Genomic DNA, 22,125 nt, shown 5'->3' with positions numbered 1-22,125 from the left:
AGGCAAAAATCCTGTGTTTTATAACAAACTTAAATTCTTAGTACTATATATATTAAAGGTAACATGTTTTCTGCAGACCCGTCTTTCTTAACAAGAAAGGATAAGTTCACCAAGGAAGAATTAAAAAGAGCTGTAAGGGGAGCTCTTGCAGCAGAGATAGACGCGATAAACTATTATTTTCAACAAGGGGATCTAATAAATGATCCTAGGCTCAAATCTGCCCATGAGGATATAGCAAAAGAAGAGATGACTCACTTTGGAGAATTCTTGCGCATGTTATACGAGGTTTCTCCAGATGAATTCTTAATGATAAACAAGGGATGGGATGAGGCGTCTAGGATAATAGGAAAAGTAGACTTCCCAATAAAAATCAAGACAGGAGAAGAAGAGAAAGTTAAAGAGATTGAAGGGAAAAGTGGCTCAAATGAGCCTACCTTATGGGCTATGGAAGGAATTAAGAGCACCTTCAGGCAGAAGGTTAAGAACGTTGAGTATGGAAGCGATACAATAAGTATTGCAGAGATAGACGAGGATGAGGGGGCTATATCTCAAGGTGGATCATCGTTCCTTTATCACGTACCTTATCTTTCTCTGGAATTCAGGTTAAGAGATTCATCACCTTCCAATTGGAAAGAAATAGCGTTTAATGCTGGAAAAAAGTTCTCGATTCTTGAAGATACGACCTTATTGAAAGCTCATGAGTTATCACCCTTAAAAATTGGAGGGAAGGTCTCAGCATCTGACTGGGATCAACCTGGATCAATACTGAACGATGTAGTAAAGGCATACGAATATGTATCCAAGGGAGGTTTCGACAAGGTTATTGTTATGATCTCTCCTACACTTTTCTCTAAGCTTTTTAGAGTAGTGGATAGGACTGGAACCTATGAACATGAAGTGGTAAGGAGAATTGGAGAGATAGTGGTATCTCCGGCATTGGATAGAGAGATTATTGTCTTAAGTCCAGATGGTTTCGAGGTAGCAGTGAGAAAACAACTAAAAGTCGAATTCCTGGACAAAGATAAAGAGTATGAAATTTACCTCATATCGGAACAAATATCACCAAGACCTTTATCAAGGCTAGCTTCATGTTCAGTAGTGAAAGAGACTTAATATTTTACAGGTCAAAAGAGCATCTGTTATAAAAAATTTTTATATTAATCATAACTTAGGGATTTCTTTATGTATTTTGCAAAACTTATATAGTTCCGAAAAAAGGTTACATATCTTTATAATCTCTTTATATCTTCAATTTTCCCAGAATAATCTAAAGGTAAATTTAAATTACTGCAGTGAGATAAAAATGAAAGTACTGATCTTTAGATGCATACACTTGAGTCTTTTATAAAAACATTATAGTTAGGAGTGCTTTATTTCTATATTCAATATTTTTATAGCTAAAACCAATGAATCATCAAATCCTAAACATGTTTTTTATTATACATTTACGGCTCTGACAAGAAATAACTAGATATAGTGTGCCTATTGCGACTTGAAAGTACTATGTTTTTCATACTTTAGAGAATGAGAAAAGAGAGAAAACAGTTTAGAAATTATGTAAAGCCATTACTAATTAGCAACTCCATTAGAAAATTACATTGAAAATGGGGTGTAACATATCTACATGCGGCCGCCGGGATTTGAACCCGGGACCTCCGGCGTGGCAGGCCGGCGTCCTAATCCATGCTAGACTACGACCGCACATGTAAAAAAGAACCTTGAGGTAAAAAAGTTTTTTACATTGATCTTCTGAATGACCTCAGAAGTAAAACGTTGAGTAGGAAAAAAGCAACCGCAATGATGGTAAGGACTATCCCCAACACTACGAAATCCCCCGCGTAGCTTGAAGGACCTTCGCCAAAGAATATCGGTATGGGACCTATTAACACGACTCCTCCAACTCCTGCAGAAGGTGCTGAGGTTAGACTTCCGGCTATCACTAGGATGAAACCTAGGAAGATAACCAAAAAGCCAACCAAGATTAACCTCATAAGTGTAGATTCTCTTTTACCACTAATAAGTCTGAACGTGATATGAGATGTACTTCGGCAACATAACTTCCGTGGTGTCTTCAGACCCGCAGAGGGCAGGAAAGATAGCTGAGAAGCTGGGTAAGTTACACGAAAACGCTAAGGTAAACATTTACTACAGGAGAAACGGAGACTACATTAGATCTATCCTTGTTGCAACCCAATACCCCGAGAAGTTGCTTTGCCTTGCGGAGGCTGTTTCCTTATCTTCTAGGGTTATCCTCAACGTTCCAGACTCCCCAAAATGGACCGATGGTGAACTGGGTCTTTTAGCTGATTCCTCCGGAGTTAAGGTAGTGATAACGTCAGATTTGTCTGAGGACAAGGTCAGGAAAATGTTCAAGGGAATTGGGCTAGAAGGTGCTGAGATAACACAGGACGTGAACGATGTCCCTGAAGGGGAGGAAAAGGATAACGGCTTCATTTACGTTGACAAGGCATTCAATGTTAAGGGAGTTGGCACTGTGGTGACCGGGTTTTCCTTCACCCCAGTGGAACTACACGAGAAACTCAACGCAGTGCCTGTAAACAAGGATGTGGAAGTTAAGACCATACAAGTCTTGGACGAGGACCAAAAGGGAGTTAAGCCCGGAGTGAGAATAGGCTTTTCCTTAAGGAACGCAAAGGAGGAGGAAATGAGGGATACTTACATCTTAGTTAAGCCTTCAGTTCCCTTGATTAAGGAATTCGAGGCTGAGTTAGTCTCCTATCCTTGGTCGAAACCCGCAGATGGGAACTACCACGTAGTGGGGGGAGGCGTAGCTGTAACCGCTATGCTCAAGGTAAACGAGGGTAACGCCCAAGTTTCGTTGACCTCCCCGCTTCCTAAGTTGGAAAGATATATTCTTTTAAACGTTAATGTGAAGCAGGGAAAGCCCAGGGTAATTGGATACTTAAAGCCAAGTAAATAAGATCAGGGTAACGGTTATTAAAGAAAATCGAGGAGTTTCTTTTTCCTCTTTCTTGCAATCTTCTCTCTCTATTTTCTTCTTGCTTTATAGCAAACAGTTAAGAATTGTTTTATGTATACCTTGTTTAACACTTAACATGCATAAACGTGTTTACTAAGTTTACTAAAATGAAAGCTAGTCTTTCTTTTCTAGCCCTTTATCTAGCCTTCGCTTCTACCTCCTTACATTTCTTCAAGTCTTTAGTTATATGCGGGGCGAGAAAGCATTACACTAACGCTACTACTGTTCTATTTTTATTTCCTTCCCGACGGGTTCTATCTTCCCTATCTCTTTTTCATCCACAACCAAGATCATCATGTTGGCCTCCTGCGTTTCCTTGTAAACCTCATCGTAAATCTCGTTCATGAGCTTGTTCCTATCCCTACAAGCCAAACTGACTCCAATCACCAAGTAATATGTACCGTCTTCGTCTACATAGAGCTTAACTTTGCCTTTCTTCTCCCTTGCCTTCCTCACTCCCGCGTTAACATAATTAGGTATCTCCATGCTCATACATTAGAGTAACTACATTAAAACTTCTTTATAGATTTAAGCATTTTTTAATCTTTGTTAAGTATTTTTAAAAAAATAAAAATTTTAGAGAATAAAAACTTAAAAACTAGAAAAGTTTTAAACCTATTTTAACTTTTTATCTTTTAGATAAAAATGTTGAATTCTAAAGTCTTGGTCTTGTTTCTTGGCATTTTGATTGCACTTTCTGTAATATCTGCGTTAGAGATAATCGAGGCAATGCCTACCACGTCAGTGCAGGGGCAGATGTCGCAGGGGACAATCATCACTTGCTACAACCAATTCAACGGAACTTACTTCCCTTACAAGGTCATGGTTACCTACTACCCTGGGAACTATAGCGCAGGAATGGGATTCCCCTCTGAATGGAGTGTAACCAACTACAACCAAGATCACAACGCGGTGGTACAGACTGCATCTCAAGCCTTGAAGCAGGGCGTAAGTTGGGAGTTACCACTTAATAACTATGTAGGCGGAGTTGCAATACCCCTTACAACTTCTATATCACAGTTGCCGTGGGCTTCACAGTTGGGAGCTAAAGGTGCGTTGGTTATGCAGACACAAATGGCTGGAGAACCTCTGGGAGTTACTCTCGCCGATAACCTCCTCTTCGCCACTGAGGATAGTATGATGGGAAGCATCTCCGCAATAAACCCGGTCACCGGACAAATAGTCTGGACTGCAACGGGTTTAGCTGGGCAAGCTATGAACAACCCGATCATATACAATGGATTGGTGATAGTTTCTGTAGGAGGAGTTTGCTTCACCTTTTCCCAGTTCGTTCACTATGAGACTCATCACTATAACGAAATAATGAGGGCAAGGAACGGTGCCGTATATGCGTTCAACGCCACAGATGGAAGGTTAGTTTGGATGAGGTTCACCAAGGGTGAGGCAATGCCTGCGCCTGCAATATATCACGGCATACTGGCTTACACAACTGGAGGAGGATGCTTCGTCGGTTTGAATGCCACAACTGGTCAAATGCTCTGGAAGGACGTCTTCCCTGGATACATGGGCAATATGGCTAGCGTGAACTATTATGTAACTCATAATGGAACTCCTCTCTTCATAGCTGGATTCACATATACTGTAGCTCCATATGGTTTCCTCATTGCAGTGAACGGCTATAACGGGCACTTAGCATGGAACGCAACTATGCCCTCGCCTTACGTAGGTGCTAACACAGGGTTAGGAGACGTACCGCCAGCGGTAGATCAGCAGGCTGGATTGGTCATCGACAACGACATAGCTAACTTCAATTCTACTGCTAACACCGTAGACACTGTAACATTCGCCTTGAATGCTACCACCGGTAAACCAGTGTGGGCTACAAACCTTGGAAAGGGAATTATACCTCCAGCATTCAAGGGCGGAATGCCCTTAATACACAGGAACTTCGTATATGTTGGTGCTCCGTCCTTAGGAATAGTGGCAAAGCTGTACGTCAATAACGGAAGTATAGTCTGGGAGACAAGACTACCAGACCTAAAGATACCTCCAACGCTGCCTGGTGGACCTAGAGGAAGCCCAACTTATTACCACGGACTACTATGGGTAGCGGGTGGAAGTAGAGTGTACGTGTTGAACCCCAATACTGGAGCCGTATTGTCCATGTATTATATAGGAGGAAGAATGGGAATAGTGAACCCCGTAATAGCTGGAGGAACAATGTACTTGTCAAACAGCTACGGATGGGTAGTTGCAGTGCCACTGAGCCAAATTTTCCCAGGCTGGTATAGCTACTGACAACAAAACAATAACTAATATCATTTTTAAAAAAGTAAAATGAAATAAGAATATAATAAAGAAAATAAAACAATAATGGAATATATGATAATTTTTTTCTTCCATTCCTAACCTTCTCTTTCTGCTCATTGCTGCAATTATCAACCTCATTTCTCTTCCCAGGAGGCTAACTAAGAGAAGAGAAAATCTTCTTTCTCTAGCCTAAGTAATCGTCAGCCTAGATACCTTAAGATTCAATCTAGAAACTCCTAGAAAATACCAAGCTAAAGATACTCGCTGGATTATGAAAGGAAAGAGTAAGGAAGAAAAAGACAGGAGAGAAGTAAATCATTTTTAGATTATCATCTAGCCTTAATGATACATTTAAACTTTTCAGTATATAATATAACATGTTCGTACTTAATAAACAGTTTATATCTACGCAACTACTGTTTAAACTACATAAACTTATATGAAACTGATGCGGATATTTTCCCATGTCTGGAGATAAGGGTCTAAAGAAAGAGATAGGTCTAAAGTCGCTGATCATAATAGGAATATCCTCAGCTGTGGCTACTGCCATATTCTTCAGCCCGCTGGAGATGTCAGCAGTAGCTGGTCCAGGGAGCATGTTCTCCTGGTTGTTGGGAATATTCTTTTACATAATGATTTCAATCACTTATATTGAATTATCTCAGAACTATCCAGAGGCAGGAGGTCCATCTAGATTTTCCATATATAGTCACGGTGCAGTAACGAACCTGATAAACGCCATGGCAGACCTTGTTTGGTACATTTTCATTCCTCCAATTGAGGCATTCGCAACCATTGAAGGCCTATCATTCATATTTCCTTCTCTTCTATCTAACGGAGTACCTACCATCGAAGGAGCATTAGTAGGAGTCCTCTTAATGCTTGGATATATTCCTTTCAATTATTACGGAGTTAAAACGTTCGCAAAGGTGACATCAGCATTCGGAACCATCAAATATGTAATTTATATCCTTCCAGCTTTCCTGCTACTGTTAGTTTATTATAATCCGGTTAACCTAACTGCATATCACGGGGTATTACCCTTTGGCGTTTCTGGAGTTTTCGCAGCTATGCCTTATGCGATGTTCGCCTTCGGAGGGGCCAGAGTTATCCCAGACCTAGCTGAAGAGGTAAAGAATAAGGTGTATTTGATATACGCTTTGATAATTACTGTGGTAACTGAAGGTGTAATATACTTGTTCTTCAACTTCGCCTTCCTGACCAACTTGGACTGGTCAAAGATAGGAGTGGCAACTGGAAATTGGAGTGGATTAAGCCGTGTACAAGGAAACCCCTTCATTGATCTGGCATCTGATCATGATGCACAGATAGCTCTGATACTTCTCTTAATAGGAGGAATTATAGGGGCCTTTCTTAACCGGTTACGTCTACATGGGAACCGGTGCTAGAGTGCTTTTTGCAAGTGCCAGGTCGGGATTCGTGGGAAACAAGATGCTAGAACTTCATGAGAAGTACGCTATACCGTATTGGGCTCTGATAGTATTCGCGGTTGTAGGATCTGTGATAGCTTTTCTCTTCGCCCCAGTACCTTCAATTTATGGATTAATAAGTGACGCTACTGTAGCAGGCTATATAGGCTTCGCAACTAACCCTGTGGCTTTAATGGTCTTAAGGAAACAAGGGGCTACCAACTACAAGGTAACTGCAGGGTCTATCATAGCTCCTATAGCTTTCATAGCTTCAGGACTCATTGTGTTCTGGAGCGGATGGCCAGCAGTACCATATTCCGTGGTGATACTTGCTGCCGTAAGTGGTGTTCTAGGTGTCATAGGCAAGGTTAAGGAGGGATTCGCCGAGTCGTTTTGGTATATGGGATATATAGCCTTCCTTACATTCATGACGTATATAGGATCGGACGGAGCGTTGAACTTGATAACTTATAACATGAGTACGATTATAGTAGCTTTAGTCTCCCTGCTGTTTTTCTATCCTTTAGGCATAGTACAAGGTCTGAGACAGAGGAACTTCGAGGTACATAAAGAAGCTATAGGTAACCAAGAAACTGAGGAAGAAAAGTAAAAGAGATCTCAAAAGACTTTTCTTCTCTGCATGAGAGATGTTCCTATTACCTTCACTATAGAAAGGGAGGAAGAGAAGGATTACGTTCGCCCATGGCTTCCTAACGTAAAGTATGATACGCATTCTTTTACTTTCATTTTTCTTTATTCGATATATTTCATTTTAAGTATAAATTTATCTTATTTATATAAAGAAAGAAGAAAAGTAATTTGCAAATATATGGGAAAAACAACAACGTGTACATATTAGTTTGCGTGTGTGAACGATGTGTTCTTCAGCTCACCGCAGAGTCGTACGCAAATAAATATCTTGTTAAAATGGAAAAATGATTACTAGAGGAAATATGTATGGTGAAAAATCTATTTCAGAAAGCTAATTTCTAAATGTTTCTCTCCTTTCTCCATCATATGTTATTTCTATCATGCAACTTACACTTTATATGGTCAAACTCAGTAATAGAAAGTAGTTCCCTTATAAAATCCTTTGCCTTAAGCCTTAACTCATCCACATCAAAGTCGATCTCCTTCCCTTCGCAGAGCTGAGCCATTAACTGTTGATCCCTTAACCTACCCAGTTCTTTAGCCAAAGCTTTCAACCTTTCATCAACGATTCCTAGGCTTTCCAAGAGGAAGAGTGCCTCCCTAATCGTCTTCCTCAAAGGGTGCAACTTCATCTCCTTGTTAAGTTCATGATAAAGTAGAAATACCCTTTCTGCAACTAAGAGACGTGAACCGAAAACCTTCCTCATCATACAATCCTTCATGTCTAAATCGCCAAGCTCGTAATGGGGCAAGGGAATGCATGAGGCCACCTCCAAATCCCTCAACTTACCAAGGGACTTTACCTCCTTCTTAGCCCTTTTCACACATCCCTTCTCTCCGGTTAACCTAACCAGAACCCTTGAAATTACGAGATACTTCCTAACCTCCACCCTCCTTCTATGAACTCCATTACTTTCCATAGCCTTCTTAAGATGAACGTTAGCGTACCTTTCAGGTCTCAACGTTTGAGGTACCCCTCCACGTAGTAAGTTATCTCCTTTGTGGATTGATCTAAACTCTTGTTTGTGTTGAAGACTGAACCGCCATCCATTTCGGTCAAAGCTGTGAGGTTTGACTGAAACTTATTGACATACCTTGAGAATGACCTATATAGATCTTCGTTGATGCAGAGATCCACGGCTGAAGTGAGCGGATCCAGGAAGCCTCTCTTCCTAATTATTCTCCTGATGATCACGGAAGGAGGGGAAATTAGAGATATTGAAACGTCAGGTTTTGGAGTTATAGATAGAACGTTGTTGACCCACTCCTGGCTTAGCTTTCTGGTTAGAGCCCATGACTTCAGGGTATTGACATACCCGTCGGCTATCACTATGAAACCCGACTTTATTGACGGCTTAATAACGTTCTCGACTTGATCTGCAAGATCCGTTGCGTAGGCTAGGAAAAGGGTGAAGCGTTGAAACACTATATTCCTCTTCACTTCGCTTAGCGGTTCGCTCATGAGCTTTGACATCTGAATACCCACCGTTGTGACACCATAACCCATCTCCTCCAACCATTTCTTAAGCGATTCTACATGGAGGGTTCTCCCGGATCCTTCCACGCCATCAACAGATATCAGAAATCCTCTTTCCAAAGAAGTTCACCTACCTTTTCCCTGATCTTAGTTTGTACCTCCCTGGGAGACTTAGTTCCGTCCAAGACTACGAAGTCCTCTTCCTTGGCTAGCTTTTCATAGACATCGATGACCATGGACTGATACTTCAGGAAACCTTCCTCTGGGGTTACGTTCTGAAACATTCCGTCTCCAGCCTCAGAGGGTTTTATGAACCTTCTACTTTCCTTTATCCTGGAGAGTGCCACCTCAACCGGAACCCTGATATAAAAAGTGAGGTTGGGCTTCACAGCAAACGAATAAACTCCCTTAACCCAGCTGAGGTCATTCCCCCTTACACTGTCCCTTGCATAAGCTGTGTAAATATACCTATCGGAGACCACTACGAAGCCCGCCTTCAGCATGGGTAGGATGAACTTTTCGTAACGATCAGCAAAGTCCGTAGCATGAATCAAACTGAAAGTTGAAGGTGTCAAGGCGTTCTTCTTCTTAGCCTCCTTTATTATCTCATGAACCCATTCAGAGGAGTTCCACTCCGTGAAGAAAGTGTCCATCCTGTGGCTTAGCCAATCCCTCAAGAGCATGGCTTGGCTGGTCTTCCCTGAACCGTCTATGCCCTCAAGGGCAATTATCATGCCTTTACGCTTCTTTCTTCTTTCCATAAATTGAAATCCCTCACTTCGCTTCTTACCTTCATGGCTTTAACATAAAGGTCTTTCTTCTTCATTTGATCCTTCACAAGCTTATAGAACTTCTTCTTTACCTTACCTTTACCTGCGACTCCACATAAAGCTATCATAGCCCTTATTTCTTCCCTGGAAAAACCAGGAAGGGTTGAGGACCTAAGCATGGTGATACAAGTGCTGAACTTGCTCAGGAAGCCTGCAGTTTGTACATTGAGCAATAGGTAAGTAACGTAGCTCTCCAAGTTTCCGTTAAGAACTCCTTGGAAGTAGGAAGGATCTAAACCTAGAGAGTACGAAAAAAAAAGACAGCCACTTCCTTTTCATCTCGTCCAGTTGGTCTATTTTCTCGCCCATGATCAAGCCTTCCCTAAGACCGAAGGCTGAAACTGTGACTCCAGTTGATTTCACTGAGGAAATTATCTCATCTATGATAATGGCTCCAGTGTTAACTGTCAAAGCTCTTCCCTCGTCTATGCCGGGTAGTCCGGCCCTTTCCTTAACTCCCATGGAGTTGAGAAGTTTGGCGTACCTGTTCATTACTTTGGAGGTAATGTGATAACCGTGAACTGTCTTTATCATCCTACCCTTAGCCTTGATGTCCATCTTCGCTATAGCTCTAAGGTTTCCCCCTGAACCATATACCTTTACGTTATCCCTTAAGTTCATGGAAGACACAGCTGACCTTATTTCCTTCCTGATTAAGTCCTCCGGTTTTCCGCCCATCTTAAGGGCGCCTAGAGGAAACTGTTTTACCTCTTGAATACGTCTATCCTTAACCGAGACTAACTCAAGTGAACCTCCTCCAAGATCGAAAATTAGACCGTCATTAATGGGCAAAGTGTTGAGAACTCCGACAGAGGAGAATTTTCCCTCATCTTCGCCGCTAATGATTCTGAGATCGTAGCCGAAGGACTTCGATAGCCTGCCTGCTATATCTTGACCGTTTGACGCGAACCTGAAGGCGCTTGTGCCGACAGCGATGACGTTGTCTACCTTGTTCTTCCTTATTACCTTTAAGAATTCAGCTAGGGTTCGCTCAGCTTCCTCCACCTTAGTCTCGGACACTGGTTCCCCTTCCTTCAGTCCTTCTCCGAGTCTCACGAAGCTCTTAATGGAACCAACGTTCCTGAACGTGCCGTTAGGAAAGACTTGAAATATAGAAAGCCTGAAGGAGTTAAATCCAGCGTCCAAAACGGCTGTTAGCATGAAAACCATTCTCTAGACCAACTTTAAGGTCTTCTGATCTAAAAGTATCTCCAGAATGCCCTTCTTTGTCTCTTTATCCAAGTCAATTATTGCAATGCCTCCCTTCTTTAGGGAAACTTCAGCTCCAGTCGTTAGCTTTATAAGGTTAACTAAGTGAGGGATGTGACCTACAAGCAATACTACCGAACTTTCTAACCCTGACAGAAACTGAAGAGTAATAAAAGGATCAGCCTCCGGTAGAAGTTGATCCGAGGTTTGAACTGTGGAATCTAACTCCATTTCGTCCAATATCACGTCAGCTGACTGATAAGCTCTAAGGTAAGGGCTTGAAATTACTTTGTCTGGGAAAAACTTGGACTGGGAAAGGAACTCTCCGACCCTTCTCATTTGCTTGATCCCTTTCTTAACCAACTTCCTTTCCTTGTCTGATAAATCTGGAGATTGATCCTCTGCATCTCCGTGTCTAACTAACGCAACTTTCATGTCAAAACTGATTTATTTTATAATACTGATTAATTAAAAGTATTGCCTATATATTTACTTGAGAGAAAAGGGATCTATATATACATGTCTATCATGCTCTTCGTTAAGGGAGAACTTCGTTTCGATTATAAACATTTCAATTATAAAAAGCCAAATTGAAGAAGTTGCTTGGCTAACATGTTCAAACTAGACATTAACTAATAATATTATTTTGTAAAAGAAAGAAGAGAAATATCTAAAAATATAGAAATAAATTAAAAATACTATAATTGAAAAAGTGTAAGAGAAAGAAGTAACCTAAGCTCTATTTGAAAAGGAAACGTAGAAGAGGATTTAGACCGTGATAGTGGCCAAGGTGCGGCATTGCCGCAGGACTTCAGTAGCCGGGCCCGGATTCGAACCGGGGTCCCAGGGGCCAGAGCCCTATTTAGGGGATAACACCCCTAAAACCCCCATATGAATCAAACAATAATTTGAACAGAGTTAGAATAATGAACGACAGTTCTACGCATTCTAAAGCGGATGGAAATCTTCCTTCAGAGGTAGAACTAATTGGGTTTTATAATGATTATATAAAGAAAGTAAGTAAAGAGACATGTAAAGAATATACAAATTACTTAAGAAAACCCTTAAACGTAAATAATAAATCCTCTATTCTTGCATGGAAGAAATACTATAAATGGAAAGGGGACTTAGAGAAGTGGAAAGCGATAAAGACTAAGAAGAGCGGAGTGGATCTTAAGGTACCGTCAGTAGACCAGGTAAAGGAATGGCTTACAAAAGTGAAGGGGACTAAAGTAGAACTGCTATTTAAACTGTCAGTGGAAAGCGGGGTCAGGTTTACTGAGGCTATAAAGCTCTTAAACGAATATTCAGCTGAAAACGATATTTGTGAAAATAACATATGTACATCTACATTAAATTGGAGTAGAGGTTCTAAGCGTGTATTCTATGTTTTTCATACAACTAAATTAGAAAGACAAAGCATTACTTACAATTACGCAAAGAAGATATTACATGAAATAAATATAAACCCTAAATATATAAGAAAATTTGTAGCTACTCAAATGCTTAGTTTAGATATACCAAGCCAAGTCGTAGATTTTATAGAAGGAAGAACGCCAGATAGTATCCTGTCTAGACATTATTTAGACCTCCTAACGTTAGCGAAAAAATACTATCCAATCTATGTTAATTGGATTAAGACAGCTTTGTAATTTATCATTTTTATCTTTCAATTCTCTCTTAAAAATAACGGCTTTCCCTGAGGCGGACGTGGTCATGAAATAAAAGTACATGAAGTGAAATCATTTATGCCGTCGGGAATCGAGACGGCGATATTGAAAGACACTGACCTAACCCCCGTTTTCTACCCTAGTTTACGCCGTTGTTTGCGTTCAAGGTTGATAGAATTTGTTTCAGCTCATCCAAAAGTTTCTTCTCTGTCTCTCTTCTTCTCTGCATGTATTCATTATATATATTATTAGGAATTTGCACTTTAAAGAGGTCTAACGCCTTCTTCTTTAACTGAGTAACGATTTCACCTTTTGTGTTTCTTCCGAAATCTTTGGAGTATATTGTCGCCCGTGCAATCATCTTCTTCCTATTTACCATGAGTGAATTCCGTCGCGGACAGTATTTGCAGCTCTGTGCCTGAGACGTATCCGGGGCAAAGCCAAGACAGAGAGTCCAAGTCTTCGCCCGGGTACGACGTGGAAGTAGTCTCGGTTGTTGTTTGGGTGAGGTTAATTTGTTCCGTGTATTTGAAGTAACCCGGGTTTCCGCCACCTCCAAGGCCAGGGGTCTTTATTGGCACAGTTGGCACAGCAGCGTTAGTTATCCCCATGACCCCAACTAAGACGAACACTAGTAAGAATAAGGAAAAGAAGATGGTCCTCTTCATAAGATGAAGAAAAACATATCACATTTATATATGAGAACTATTGAAAAGAATCTTACTTTTTCCTGAAGTAGACAGAGAATCCTAATAGAGCTATTCCAGTTACCAAAAACATAGGCCATAGTGAAGCGTATTGAGATAGAGGATACCCGCTAGGTTCACGCATTTGGACTGTATACGTATTGGTAATGGTAGTAGTATAATAACCATATTTAGACAAATTTTCATCAGGACTTGTTATAGGTGGTACAGCAGGGTTAGGATATGATATGTTGGGGTGACTTGTTTCAATTGTTGTATTTACAACTTGCTCAGGTACTTCCTGATATGTTGGGGTGAAATAGGTAGGCTCCAATACTGATCAAAACTATAGAGACTAGTAGCATACTTCTATGCTCCTTCTCATTGTATGTAAATGAGGACATTCTTCTTTAAAACCTTTTGAATGTAAAAAAATGAATTATCTTTTTATAAACCCTCCGTCTCTTGCCCATTCTGAAGGTTATTGAACTGGTATAAATAGTGCCACATACCCTGATAGAATTCGTCTGGCTGCACGCTTACAGAGACTGGGGCTAATTCTACAGTGTTATAGCCGGTAGTTCCACTTAAATAAAATATATCTGCCTCGAATTCTGCACTGGAAGATGGAGGGTTACCGGGTCCACAGTACTCAGATATATAACTAAAACGTTTGTAAATCGTTATATAATAACGTTATCCTAAACTGAGTTCAGATGACTAGGTTAGAAAATGTTTAACGCGGTTTTACGTTATCATTAACTCTTATGTAAACCCCCAGTTTAACGTTAGGAGTTAGAAAAATAATTCTCTATATTAAAGAAAGTTAATCCAAGAATTTATAGTCAAATAGCTACATTATTGGCAAGCTCAAAAATTACGAAAGAATTTTTAAACAATAAAAATAATGGAAAAATATTGCATGTACGGATAAATCTTGGCAGTATGGGATAAGAAGTTCTAATCCAGCAGATCAAGGCCAAAAAATATATGGTGGATTCATTACTGTTAGAACGCCTCCATCTTTACCAGAAGATTTAGAATGTCTAATCGTAATCTGGGCATCCGTGTCTACAAAAAATATTTCTATCAAACTTCATTAGGTTATCATCCTAATTGGAAATGGCATATATCAGCAGGTACAACAAATCCTCAATTAAGTTGTGATTTGGCTTGTCCCCCGTTCAAGATAAATGGTGTTGAATTTAAGCCAAAACCTAATACGGTTTATGAGCTCGGAATAAGGCTTATACCTCAAAATAATGGTACTAATAAGGTTTATCTTTATTTTGTTGATTGGAGTACAGCAACTCTCTATAATATATATATACGTTCTAGAAAATGATACAGATGTAGCTACACCAATGGGTGGTATATTAGAAGCTTATACTATCAACGAACAAGAACTTTTAGCATTAGGAGATGGGAATGCATTCAAAATAGAGGACGCTAACTGGTTAATAGAGCCGTGGACCTCAACTAGATGGCCAAATGCTTATGCATATGAAGGTATAAATGGTAATAGTTACTATAATGTACTAAAGAACATATGGGAGAATATGCAAATAAAACTAATTAGTCCTGGAAAATTATATATGGGCTATAAGATAGGAGGAAACCATTATTCCAATGGGGAAAAGATTTGGTGAGATCAATGAATCTTAAGAACCTCTTCCTAATTCTTATTATTATATTAATCATTTCTGCTAGCCTATATTTCATATTTAATCATAAACAATCTCAGCATAATCTAGGGAGTATTACTAGTAACTCAACTATTGGCCAAAACTCTACCGAACTAGATTATGCTAAGAAAATCTTAATTGATGCAAAAGAAACTTATCTAAATGCTATAAAGGAAAATAAGACGGGGATTTACTTAATTTATGAACCATATTCTAACTTTTCTAAGGAGTTTATATTAAATGCTACGTTTATAAACGGGAGTACAGTAGTTATAGGTCATACACTATATAAATTCTTGATATTACATGTATACTATGAAAATTTTGACTACATTCCTCAGAAAATTCAAGTTAACGGTATAAAAGTTGAGCTTCTTCCGAATCCGAGCACAGTGACGTATACTGGTGGAGAGGCCTATCATTATCTGATAACTTATGATAACAAGACTTATAATGTAACACTGTATTCTATAGGTTTCGTTGAAGCTTCGTACTATCTTACTGCATCGACCCAAAAAATAGGTAACTTATACATTGTTCAGATTACGACAACGAAAGAGTTAGATAATACAGCATATGCTGACGAATTATGGCTAATACTCATAAGACCTTAATTATGGGTAGTTCAAGTTTCCTTTGCGAATTCACTTTATTTCTACAGAATAGGATTAGAATAATTAATTGTGCACAAAGGAGTAATACTAATATTAGGTATAAGGGGGAAAGGGGTACATAATAATGAGAAAAGTTCTTACTAACCCTTTACCTTACTAATGGAAGAATAATAATATATAATATACCTTTTACGTTAGTTTGTTAATAAACTATTGAACTTTTACGTTTCATTTTCTGTTTAGTATAATTAGTGCAGTTACTCCCTATGGTAGATCTCTTACAGAGAAGGGGGGTTAAGGGGGCGGAAAGCCTCGCCTCTCTGAGGCGGGGATGGATAAGCCCCGTGTTTAAATACTTCTTTGTCAAAATTTTCTTTTGATGGCTAGGAGGGGTAGTAAAGCGATCAGATCAACTGTTTCGATGAAGATCGCAGTCTCTGATTCCCTCCTAGCCCTCGTGAATAACTACGTTAAAGCACTCCGTTTCACCCTATTCTGGCTGAAGGAAAATGTGAAAAACCCGGAAGAGAAGGGAGTGTTAGGGAAAGTCCACGAGGAGTTGTATGAGAAGTTAAGAGAGGAATACAATCTACCGTCTAAAGTTGCTGAGGATTGTTATAGGGATGCCCTTTCAATATACAAAGCTTGGTACAATAATCCTAAAAAGGGACGTTTCCCAAGAGTGTATAAGCCAACTGTTTGGCTAACTCCTAAAGCAAGTTATAGCGTGAACTTCGAGAGGATGACTGTTAGGATAGCAAGTGTTGGTGAACTACCAATTCTGGGTTATCCTAGGAACTTGAAGGAGTACTTAAGCTGGAAAATGAAGGAGGCTAGGTTAGTGATCAGAGACGATAAGGCTTTCCTCAAGGTAGTTTTTGAGAAAGAAGGAGAGAAGGTTGAGCCAAAGGAAAGTGTTGCCGTAGACATTAATATGAGTGAGATAATGGATCCAGAACAATCCTAGTGTAGTGCAATAGCCCCTTCCTGGACTTACTTTGTATATCCGCTGAAATCACTATGCCTTCAGATAATACGTAAAAAACATCTATTCTCTTTATCATGGATTTTGAGGGGATTTGTGTGGAAATCATGTTTGTTCTGTATAATGTTATACATTACACAATATATAAGCTTTTCTGTGTAGTGTTAAACGAAACACAGTATACATTACTTTTATCTTTTTAACTCCCAGTACTAATTATTACCTATGGAAAAGAAGCAAATCAAAATAATAGAGCCAGAGACCGATGAGGTTACTGTAATTAATAATAGCGAAGAATTGCATAAACTGTTCGAAGAGCTTAAGAAAGAGAGCGATATTATTCATCGTAAACGGATTCCCTCCTAGCGATTCTCCATACATGAATTTCCTTTTTATCATTATCAAAGGAAACAAGTATTCGTATATCCCTCCCGACTCTTATCCTATAAATATCCCTATTTTCGTTATCTTTCCATCCTTCTAATTTCTTCATATTAAGCTCATTTAGTTTCCTCTTACTAAGCTTATCCAGGGCTTCCTCTATTCTTTCTAATTCGTCACGTTGAAAGTCTCTTGCTAATTTCTTCATTTTAATATGGAATACTAATTTCCACTCTTCAGCCATTAGTCCGCACTTTCTTAATTAATTCTTCAATTTCTATAACCCGTTTAGCTACCTCCTTTCCCAGTTCCGTTAAACTGATCAGTCTTCTGTAAGGGAAGACGTTTTCCCTTTCCTCTTTTATCAGCTTAAGTTCTGTTAATTCCTCCAACGCCCTTTTTATACTCCCACTATTAGTATCTGTCTTCTCTACTAATTCCCTTACAGTTAAGCCCCGATTCTCTCTCCCCAAAACTATTAAGACTCTCTGAGCGACCTCACTTAATGCGAAAGGCTTTTCACTTGTCATGCTAAACACTACATGATACTTTCAGTCTACTCTTCATATAATGTTATGTAATTTGTAATGTGAAACGAGATACAGAAAGATTTAAATAATGTGTAATGTATAACATTACACGATAAATATGGTTAGAGAAAGAGACCCAAAAGGAATTCCCATGTATAAAATCCTCGCTTTTCTAAAGAAGAAGAAAGAAGCGAAAACTATAACTGAAATTAGTGAAGAGGCTTTCCGTCTCCTTAACCCCCATTTTTTGTAAAAGTTTTTCGTGGGCTCCTTAATTGACGCCGTTGAATCAAATCGTTTACGATTTGTAAAAGTTCTTCTGAACGTAAATGTTATTTATATGAGAAAAGGGCTTACCAAATGGCTTTAGACTATTTTAATGGCCTTTGTGAGCCGAGAAATGCAAGTGGAATAACTACTACTTAAGGATTTGTAATAATTATGGACAACGGTGAAAAAGTGGAAAGATATGGACTAGCTGCTGAACTGTACTCATTAGCGTCGACGAATAACGTAGCTGAGTACGCTCGAGTGGTATGTCTTATGGAAGAGATGAAGAGGCTCAACATATCTAACCATATTATAAGAGAAGATTACCAACTTGTCGTAAGGCAGCTAAATGGTGAATATAAAGTAAAGTCAAATTACAATATAAAAATAATTTTACTGATAGATAATAAATTTTCGTTTTATTCCCTATGTTTAATAAATATATTGGAAACTTTAGCTGCATATTCACGAGAAAATGTTCAATCTTTACACGATATAAAATCCATTTTGTTTAATATATCACATTATTTATGATTATGGATCTATAACTTTATATAGAACTCAATAGATACTTATATACATAGATACTGAATGAGTGAGATTGAATCTAAAATTAACCTTATGAGAAACATATCTCTAATATTATATTCATTAGATTCGTTCTTTATGATGTTACTGGCAATCTTTATTTTCGGTGGGATTTCATTCACTCTAACCTCCTCTTATGTGCAATCACATCACATCCTAATTCCTTATGGTGGGCTGAACTTCTTTACGGCTGCGTTCTTAGTATTTGCAGCCGTTTTTGACATAGCCATGATAATAGGAGTAGAGATAATGATAACAAGACTTTCTTAAAAACTTAGAAAAGAGGTTATCGGAATGATAATTGATGTGGAAATTGAGTAGCACAAGACCAAGGAATTAAAATTCCCTTACATTTACTGGAAGAACGTAATAGTAGTAATGAGGACTATAGATAGAGTGATATACGTATCCCCTTGGAGAGAGGAGTTAGGTAAATTCAAACCCCCGTTACAAGCACGAACATTCGACTTTTACTACCAAATTGGAAAATTAAAGAACAATGAGCAAAATAAGTGCCTCGAATGCATAGCATTAGAATTACAAAAGAAACTACGTCCTTATATGCCTAGTAAGATAGAATGTAAAGAAGAGGTGACGATACAATTATCGTCGATCTAAATGTCCTGATTTCCTGCTTAGGCAAAGTAGTGAAAGCTGACATAAAAGGTCTTGAGGCCGAGTTTATAGTAATGAACAAGATTATGCTAAAAGGGAAGATAAAGGTTACCCCTGGTATCTTAGATACAGTTGATATAGAGTTTAGGGAACCTTACGGAAAAGGAAAAATCCACTTCATGAAAGATAGGATAGTCATAGTATATCAAGGTGTAATGGGAAATGAGATGAAGAAAATATTAGAAACTTGTGCTTTACAATCTATTCCAGCTGACGAGAGAGCTAAGAGAAGAGTTTTATAAAAGGTTTTTCTTATTCCCTTTTTCCTCTTTGATAACTTTAAGATTAATAAGCTGACTCCTCCCCGCCAGTGAGGGTTCCCATCTCATCATTCCCACCATCGATTCGGGATTACATATGGTGGGCAGTCGGGGTAGCCGGCACTTGAATAGGGGACTTTCATCCAGTCTAGTCCCTTAAGAGATAATGGTTACTCCCCCGTCCAGTTAAGCTGGGGAAGAGCGTCATTAACGCCAATAGAGAACTTTGACAAAGAAGTATTTAAACACGGGACTATCCATCCCCTTGGTGAGGCTTTACGCCTCCCTAACTTTGTAAAGTGTCGGATTACTTTCCTTAGGAAAAGCGTTTTGCACAATGCTGGTTGAAATCAACTGGCGTGAAATTAATGACTTGTTGTAATGCGTAAATTACAATACAACGGAATAAATGACCACAGTTTCTCAAAAGGGGATTACCACTATGACTTTCATCGAGGTTTCATGATTCAACCTCTTTTCATGTCCAGCTCCCCATTGAGCGGCATTTAAACCACTCCCCAATCATGAAATGGGGAGCCTCAATGAGTAAATCCCTTTTCTAACGGAAAAGTCTACAATGGAGAGGACTAGAAATGTTACCAAATGAAACAAACTTCACAGTTTATCAAAACAATGACTTAAACCTATATGAAGTCGTTGCTAAAGTCTAACTGTGTTAAATCATTACGTAAACTTCACTGAAATGGTTTACAACGGAGTGTTAATATTATTTATACGTGTTTAATACTTCCGTAGTAACTTCCTAGTATAACCCCTTTCTCCTTTAGGACTTACATTTTTCATTAAGCTTTATTAAATTCTAACTTCTTTTTTATTTTTGAAAAATGATACCTAAATATCTCATCGTGATATTTCTATTATTTCTTGTTTCTTCTTATTACTTTTACCAATTAGGCATGAGTGCGATTTCCTTAATATACCTCGTATTGTACTTAGCCTTCATTTTATCCTATAAATATATGAGGAATAACATAATCCCGGTGATTTTTAACTTAATTCCGGGCTTAGTATCGTTCTTCTTGATAAACCAGTTTGCCGAAATCGTTAATCAAATACCTTCTGATGTACAACTATGGAATTACATTTTGTTAGTCTTCATAGGTACATTAGCCGGGATTTTGTTGATGTTTGATGAATCGAAAAACTTTGGTAGATTCCTAATCAGTTTAGGGGTAATCTTTAACATCATCTTCTTAATATTAACATTAGAGACACCACAAAAGGATTCATTGGCTTATAATATAGTAGCTAATATATTCTTTCTCTCACCCTTTTACTTTACGACCGCGATATACACTTATAAACTGCATTCGAGACATGTACCTCCACAGCTATTAAAGACAAATAAACCAGTTCACTTCTCGATCTATGGACTACCACAGGGGGCTGCAATAGTGGTAACAGTGAACGGGAAACAATACTCTCCTTCTCTATACATCAACGGAGACTACCTCTTGAGAGTAGATGAAGGAGTAGACAAGTATTATTGGAGTGTACCCCGCCAAATAACTGTTGGCAACGTAACTTACACTCCAGATATAGAGAGCGGTGTTGCCAACCCATATAAACATGTTGATGTACATTACAGTATTAGTAACCCGAGTCCCACACCTCCCCCTCGATACGTGACCTTCATAATAAGGGGATTACCACCGTCACAGAAGGCAACCATAAAGGTCGAGAATATAACTTATACTGCTGATTCCTCTCTAGTAGTTACCATTGAAGGAAGATGGGTAGCAAAGGGAGTTAAGGTGGGTAATGATGTTTATTCCCCGTTCCCACATAATGGGTATGCGAGGTTCGGTGACACAATAGTAATAGATTACCGTAAGGTATCCGTGGGTAGTATTAAACCGCGTAATCTGAGTAATGCCCCTTCAATGACACTTCACCCTGCTGGGTTGACCAAGTGGGATCCCAAAGTGTGGGTGGGAAAAATGCTCTACGTCTATGAAATCCTCGACGTGATAGGGGAGGGTGGTAACGGTAACATATTAAAGGGGGAGTACAACGGTAAGGAGGTCGCGGTGAAGGTGTTAAAACTTGACCGTGGGGACGCCGAGGAATACTTTAAAGACTGGATTAAGGAGTCCTCTAATCTTGTTACGATTTCCTCCAACCCTAAAGTCGTGAAGATTTACAGTGTTTATGTTAATGAGCAAGTAATTGAGGACATTCTTAAGGGAAACTTGAAGTTGTACAAAACGTATCCTCCCATGATAGCCATGGAACTAATGAAGGGAGGTACACTAGCGGACATATTACTCAACGATTCCTTTTACTATTCAAGTAAGTGGGAGAAGACTGTATATAGGGCTATTAAGGACGTGGCCGAGGCTTTGAGTTTCATCCACTCACAAGGTTATGTACACATGGACGTGAAACCACAGAACATCTTCCTAACTGAAAGGCCTTCACAGCCTTACGAGCTCGATAAGGTCGAGTTTAAGTTAGGTGATCTTGGAAGTGCAGTTAGGATCAACGGGAAGATAAGCCAGTTAACTCCCCTTTATTCTCCTCCAGAGGTATATGACGGCGTTGCCAAGCCCTATATCGATGTGTTTGCCTTGGGGATGACTATGTATGTAGTGCTAACCAGAAAGGACAACAGACCCGATTTAAACGAAATAAACGAGGCGTTTGATTGTTACGTAAAGAATGACGTTAATTGTGTTAAGGCAAAAGTTAGTGCTTCTAAGAGTAAATTAAGTAGTTGGGACCCCAATGTTCCAGACGCTGTGAAACCTTTGATTAGGTCTATGCTTTCTCCAGACCCCTTAAAAAGACCTACCGCTAAGGAGGTAGTTGAATACTTAAACCGTATTATCACATGAGATCATGGGGTTATAAAGGGGGTTAAGGGGGCGTAAAGCCTCACCAGCGGGGAT

General features: G+C 39.2%; 25 protein-coding genes, 2 tRNA genes and 1 pseudogene. 12 read left to right on the top strand and 16 right to left on the bottom strand.

The annotated features are described in order from the left end of the window. Positions 1-63: 63 nt before the first annotated feature. Entirely contained in the window at positions 64-1,113 is a 1,050-nt protein-coding gene (locus tag RQ359_RS04445; protein ID WP_156017767.1) for an encapsulin, read from the top strand. Between the two features lie 512 nt (positions 1,114-1,625). Here the strand turns inward: RQ359_RS04445 and RQ359_RS04440 are convergent. Continuing rightward, a tRNA-Gly gene (locus tag RQ359_RS04440) sits at positions 1,626-1,701 on the bottom strand. A gap of 35 nt (positions 1,702-1,736) precedes the next feature. Continuing rightward, complete coding sequence (locus RQ359_RS04435) at positions 1,737-1,991, bottom strand: TIGR00304 family membrane protein (protein ID WP_054838844.1); 255 nt, start codon at positions 1,989-1,991, stop codon at positions 1,737-1,739. A 47-nt stretch (positions 1,992-2,038) separates the two neighbouring features. Between RQ359_RS04435 and RQ359_RS04430 the strand changes: the two genes are divergently transcribed. Further along, complete coding sequence (locus tag RQ359_RS04430; protein ID WP_054838845.1) at positions 2,039-2,941, top strand: hypothetical protein; 903 nt, start codon at positions 2,039-2,041, stop codon at positions 2,939-2,941. 279 nt (positions 2,942-3,220) lie between these two features. Here RQ359_RS04430 and RQ359_RS04425 read toward each other — a convergent pair whose 3' ends face one another. Further along, positions 3,221-3,487, bottom strand: coding sequence for a hypothetical protein (locus tag RQ359_RS04425; RefSeq protein WP_054838846.1), 267 nt, complete (start codon positions 3,485-3,487; stop codon positions 3,221-3,223). A 159-nt stretch (positions 3,488-3,646) separates the two neighbouring features. On the opposite strand from RQ359_RS04425, the gene RQ359_RS04420 reads away from it, so the two are divergent. The 3 genes from RQ359_RS04420 (at position 3,647) to RQ359_RS04410 (ending at position 7,312) form a co-directional block, all read left to right on the top strand. Then, positions 3,647-5,260 carry an outer membrane protein assembly factor BamB family protein gene (locus tag RQ359_RS04420; RefSeq protein WP_054838847.1) on the top strand — a complete coding sequence of 538 codons (1,614 nt, stop codon included), beginning with the start codon at positions 3,647-3,649 and terminating at the stop codon, positions 5,258-5,260. Positions 5,261-5,736: 476 nt separating this feature from the next. Continuing rightward, entirely contained in the window at positions 5,737-6,681 is a 945-nt protein-coding gene (locus RQ359_RS04415) for an APC family permease (protein ID WP_457921244.1), read from the top strand. Further along, positions 6,665-7,312 carry a hypothetical protein gene (locus tag RQ359_RS04410; protein WP_457921243.1) on the top strand — a complete coding sequence of 216 codons (648 nt, stop codon included), beginning with the start codon at positions 6,665-6,667 and terminating at the stop codon, positions 7,310-7,312. Before RQ359_RS04415 ends, RQ359_RS04410 begins: the two co-directional genes overlap by 17 nt. Before the next feature lie 403 nt (positions 7,313-7,715). Here RQ359_RS04410 and RQ359_RS04405 read toward each other — a convergent pair whose 3' ends face one another. The 7 genes from RQ359_RS04405 to RQ359_RS04375 form a co-directional block, all read right to left on the bottom strand. Beyond that, positions 7,716-8,315, bottom strand: a complete 600-nt coding sequence (locus RQ359_RS04405) for a hypothetical protein (RefSeq protein WP_054838959.1) — start codon at positions 8,313-8,315, stop codon at positions 7,716-7,718. Beyond that, positions 8,312-8,950 (bottom strand): dTMP kinase, encoded by a 639-nt coding sequence (locus RQ359_RS04400; protein WP_054838958.1) that lies wholly within the window; start codon positions 8,948-8,950, stop codon positions 8,312-8,314. The genes RQ359_RS04405 and RQ359_RS04400 overlap by 4 nt, the downstream gene beginning before the upstream one ends. Continuing rightward, on the bottom strand, positions 8,932-9,591 hold the full coding sequence (gene tmk, locus RQ359_RS04395) for a dTMP kinase (RefSeq protein WP_054838957.1): 660 nt from the start codon (positions 9,589-9,591) through the stop codon (positions 8,932-8,934). Before tmk ends, RQ359_RS04400 begins: the two co-directional genes overlap by 19 nt. Then, on the bottom strand, positions 9,561-9,857 hold the full coding sequence (locus RQ359_RS04390) for a hypothetical protein (RefSeq protein ID WP_457921242.1): 297 nt from the start codon (positions 9,855-9,857) through the stop codon (positions 9,561-9,563). Before RQ359_RS04390 ends, tmk begins: the two co-directional genes overlap by 31 nt. A 7-nt stretch (positions 9,858-9,864) precedes the next feature. Continuing rightward, positions 9,865-10,821, bottom strand: coding sequence for a Ppx/GppA phosphatase family protein (locus RQ359_RS04385; RefSeq protein ID WP_457921241.1), 957 nt, complete (start codon positions 10,819-10,821; stop codon positions 9,865-9,867). 12 nt (positions 10,822-10,833) lie between these two features. Continuing rightward, the gene (gene sixA, locus RQ359_RS04380; protein WP_054838954.1) at positions 10,834-11,304 is read right to left on the bottom strand and encodes a phosphohistidine phosphatase SixA; all 471 of its coding nucleotides are present in this window, start codon (positions 11,302-11,304) and stop codon (positions 10,834-10,836) included. A gap of 380 nt (positions 11,305-11,684) precedes the next feature. Beyond that, positions 11,685-11,749, bottom strand: a tRNA-Ser gene (locus RQ359_RS04375). 28 nt (positions 11,750-11,777) lie between these two features. On the opposite strand from RQ359_RS04375, the gene RQ359_RS04370 reads away from it, so the two are divergent. Then, positions 11,778-12,521, top strand: coding sequence for an integrase (locus tag RQ359_RS04370; RefSeq protein ID WP_240900211.1), 744 nt, complete (start codon positions 11,778-11,780; stop codon positions 12,519-12,521). A gap of 157 nt (positions 12,522-12,678) precedes the next feature. Here RQ359_RS04370 and RQ359_RS04365 read toward each other — a convergent pair whose 3' ends face one another. From RQ359_RS04365 to RQ359_RS04355, 3 genes are read right to left on the bottom strand one after another with little or no spacing between them, the layout of a single operon-like run. Next, positions 12,679-12,918: a hypothetical protein gene (locus RQ359_RS04365; RefSeq protein WP_054838953.1), complete on the bottom strand. Its 240-nt coding sequence runs from the start codon at positions 12,916-12,918 to the stop codon at positions 12,679-12,681. Further along, positions 12,908-13,207, bottom strand: a complete 300-nt coding sequence (locus RQ359_RS04360; RefSeq protein WP_054838952.1) for a hypothetical protein — start codon at positions 13,205-13,207, stop codon at positions 12,908-12,910. Before RQ359_RS04360 ends, RQ359_RS04365 begins: the two co-directional genes overlap by 11 nt. 52 nt (positions 13,208-13,259) lie before the next feature. Beyond that, positions 13,260-13,559, bottom strand: coding sequence for a hypothetical protein (locus RQ359_RS04355; RefSeq protein WP_054838951.1), 300 nt, complete (start codon positions 13,557-13,559; stop codon positions 13,260-13,262). 955 nt (positions 13,560-14,514) lie between these two features. Here RQ359_RS04355 and RQ359_RS04350 point away from each other — a divergent pair. The 3 genes and pseudogenes from RQ359_RS04350 to RQ359_RS04340 form a co-directional block, all read left to right on the top strand. Next, positions 14,515-14,874, top strand: coding sequence for a hypothetical protein (locus RQ359_RS04350; RefSeq protein ID WP_240900213.1), 360 nt, complete (start codon positions 14,515-14,517; stop codon positions 14,872-14,874). A gap of 5 nt (positions 14,875-14,879) precedes the next feature. Further along, on the top strand, positions 14,880-15,524 hold the full coding sequence (locus tag RQ359_RS04345; protein WP_240900215.1) for a hypothetical protein: 645 nt from the start codon (positions 14,880-14,882) through the stop codon (positions 15,522-15,524). 379 nt (positions 15,525-15,903) lie between these two features. Further along, a pseudogene (locus tag RQ359_RS04340) lies at positions 15,904-16,473 on the top strand (RNA-guided endonuclease TnpB family protein); the annotation flags it as partial. 373 nt (positions 16,474-16,846) lie between these two features. On the opposite strand, the gene RQ359_RS04335 reads toward RQ359_RS04340, so the two are convergent. From RQ359_RS04335 to RQ359_RS04325, 3 genes are all read right to left on the bottom strand, one after another. Beyond that, on the bottom strand, positions 16,847-17,134 hold the full coding sequence (locus tag RQ359_RS04335) for a type II toxin-antitoxin system RelE family toxin (protein ID WP_156017775.1): 288 nt from the start codon (positions 17,132-17,134) through the stop codon (positions 16,847-16,849). Then, positions 17,127-17,420: a MarR family transcriptional regulator gene (locus RQ359_RS04330; protein WP_156017777.1), complete on the bottom strand. Its 294-nt coding sequence runs from the start codon at positions 17,418-17,420 to the stop codon at positions 17,127-17,129. Before RQ359_RS04330 ends, RQ359_RS04335 begins: the two co-directional genes overlap by 8 nt. 422 nt (positions 17,421-17,842) lie before the next feature. Further along, entirely contained in the window at positions 17,843-17,986 is a 144-nt protein-coding gene (locus RQ359_RS04325; RefSeq protein WP_156017779.1) for a hypothetical protein, read from the bottom strand. A gap of 295 nt (positions 17,987-18,281) precedes the next feature. Here RQ359_RS04325 and RQ359_RS04320 point away from each other — a divergent pair, with 295 nt between their 5' ends. The 3 genes from RQ359_RS04320 (at position 18,282) to RQ359_RS04310 (ending at position 22,071) form a co-directional block, all read left to right on the top strand. Then, positions 18,282-18,548 (top strand): hypothetical protein, encoded by a 267-nt coding sequence (locus tag RQ359_RS04320; RefSeq protein WP_054838948.1) that lies wholly within the window; start codon positions 18,282-18,284, stop codon positions 18,546-18,548. 377 nt (positions 18,549-18,925) lie between these two features. Next, positions 18,926-19,195 (top strand): hypothetical protein, encoded by a 270-nt coding sequence (locus RQ359_RS04315; protein ID WP_054838946.1) that lies wholly within the window; start codon positions 18,926-18,928, stop codon positions 19,193-19,195. 1,019 nt (positions 19,196-20,214) lie between these two features. Next, positions 20,215-22,071: a serine/threonine-protein kinase gene (locus tag RQ359_RS04310; RefSeq protein ID WP_162199566.1), complete on the top strand. Its 1,857-nt coding sequence runs from the start codon at positions 20,215-20,217 to the stop codon at positions 22,069-22,071. Positions 22,072-22,125: the final 54 nt, after the last annotated feature.

This window comes from Sulfuracidifex metallicus DSM 6482 = JCM 9184, from assembly GCA_032834875.1.
Lineage (GTDB): Archaea > Thermoproteota > Thermoprotei_A > Sulfolobales > Sulfolobaceae > Sulfuracidifex > Sulfuracidifex metallicus.
This window is presented reverse-complemented; position numbering and strand designations above follow the sequence as displayed.

Bases quoted from the DNA above. Each gene is read 5' to 3' on its own strand.
- tmk (WP_054838957.1), bottom strand. From the start codon at position 9,591: ATGGAAAGAAGAAAGAAGCGTAAAGGCATGATAATTGCCCTTGAGGGC.
- RQ359_RS04425 (WP_054838846.1), bottom strand. From the start codon at position 3,487: ATGGAGATACCTAATTATGTTAACGCGGGAGTGAGGAAGGCAAGGGAG.
- RQ359_RS04345 (WP_240900215.1), top strand. From the start codon at position 14,880: ATGAATCTTAAGAACCTCTTCCTAATTCTTATTATTATATTAATCATT.
- RQ359_RS04360 (WP_054838952.1), bottom strand. From the start codon at position 13,207: ATGAAGAGGACCATCTTCTTTTCCTTATTCTTACTAGTGTTCGTCTTA.
- RQ359_RS04365 (WP_054838953.1), bottom strand. From the start codon at position 12,918: ATGGTAAATAGGAAGAAGATGATTGCACGGGCGACAATATACTCCAAA.
- RQ359_RS04410 (WP_457921243.1), top strand. From the start codon at position 6,665: ATGGGAACCGGTGCTAGAGTGCTTTTTGCAAGTGCCAGGTCGGGATTC.
- RQ359_RS04415 (WP_457921244.1), top strand. From the start codon at position 5,737: ATGTCTGGAGATAAGGGTCTAAAGAAAGAGATAGGTCTAAAGTCGCTG.
- RQ359_RS04420 (WP_054838847.1), top strand. From the start codon at position 3,647: ATGTTGAATTCTAAAGTCTTGGTCTTGTTTCTTGGCATTTTGATTGCA.
- RQ359_RS04435 (WP_054838844.1), bottom strand. From the start codon at position 1,991: ATGAGGTTAATCTTGGTTGGCTTTTTGGTTATCTTCCTAGGTTTCATC.
- RQ359_RS04445 (WP_156017767.1), top strand. From the start codon at position 64: ATGTTTTCTGCAGACCCGTCTTTCTTAACAAGAAAGGATAAGTTCACC.
- RQ359_RS04320 (WP_054838948.1), top strand. From the start codon at position 18,282: ATGAGTGAGATTGAATCTAAAATTAACCTTATGAGAAACATATCTCTA.
- RQ359_RS04385 (WP_457921241.1), bottom strand. From the start codon at position 10,821: ATGCTAACAGCCGTTTTGGACGCTGGATTTAACTCCTTCAGGCTTTCT.
- RQ359_RS04430 (WP_054838845.1), top strand. From the start codon at position 2,039: ATGTACTTCGGCAACATAACTTCCGTGGTGTCTTCAGACCCGCAGAGG.
- RQ359_RS04335 (WP_156017775.1), bottom strand. From the start codon at position 17,134: ATGGCTGAAGAGTGGAAATTAGTATTCCATATTAAAATGAAGAAATTA.
- sixA (WP_054838954.1), bottom strand. From the start codon at position 11,304: ATGAAAGTTGCGTTAGTTAGACACGGAGATGCAGAGGATCAATCTCCA.
- RQ359_RS04330 (WP_156017777.1), bottom strand. From the start codon at position 17,420: ATGACAAGTGAAAAGCCTTTCGCATTAAGTGAGGTCGCTCAGAGAGTC.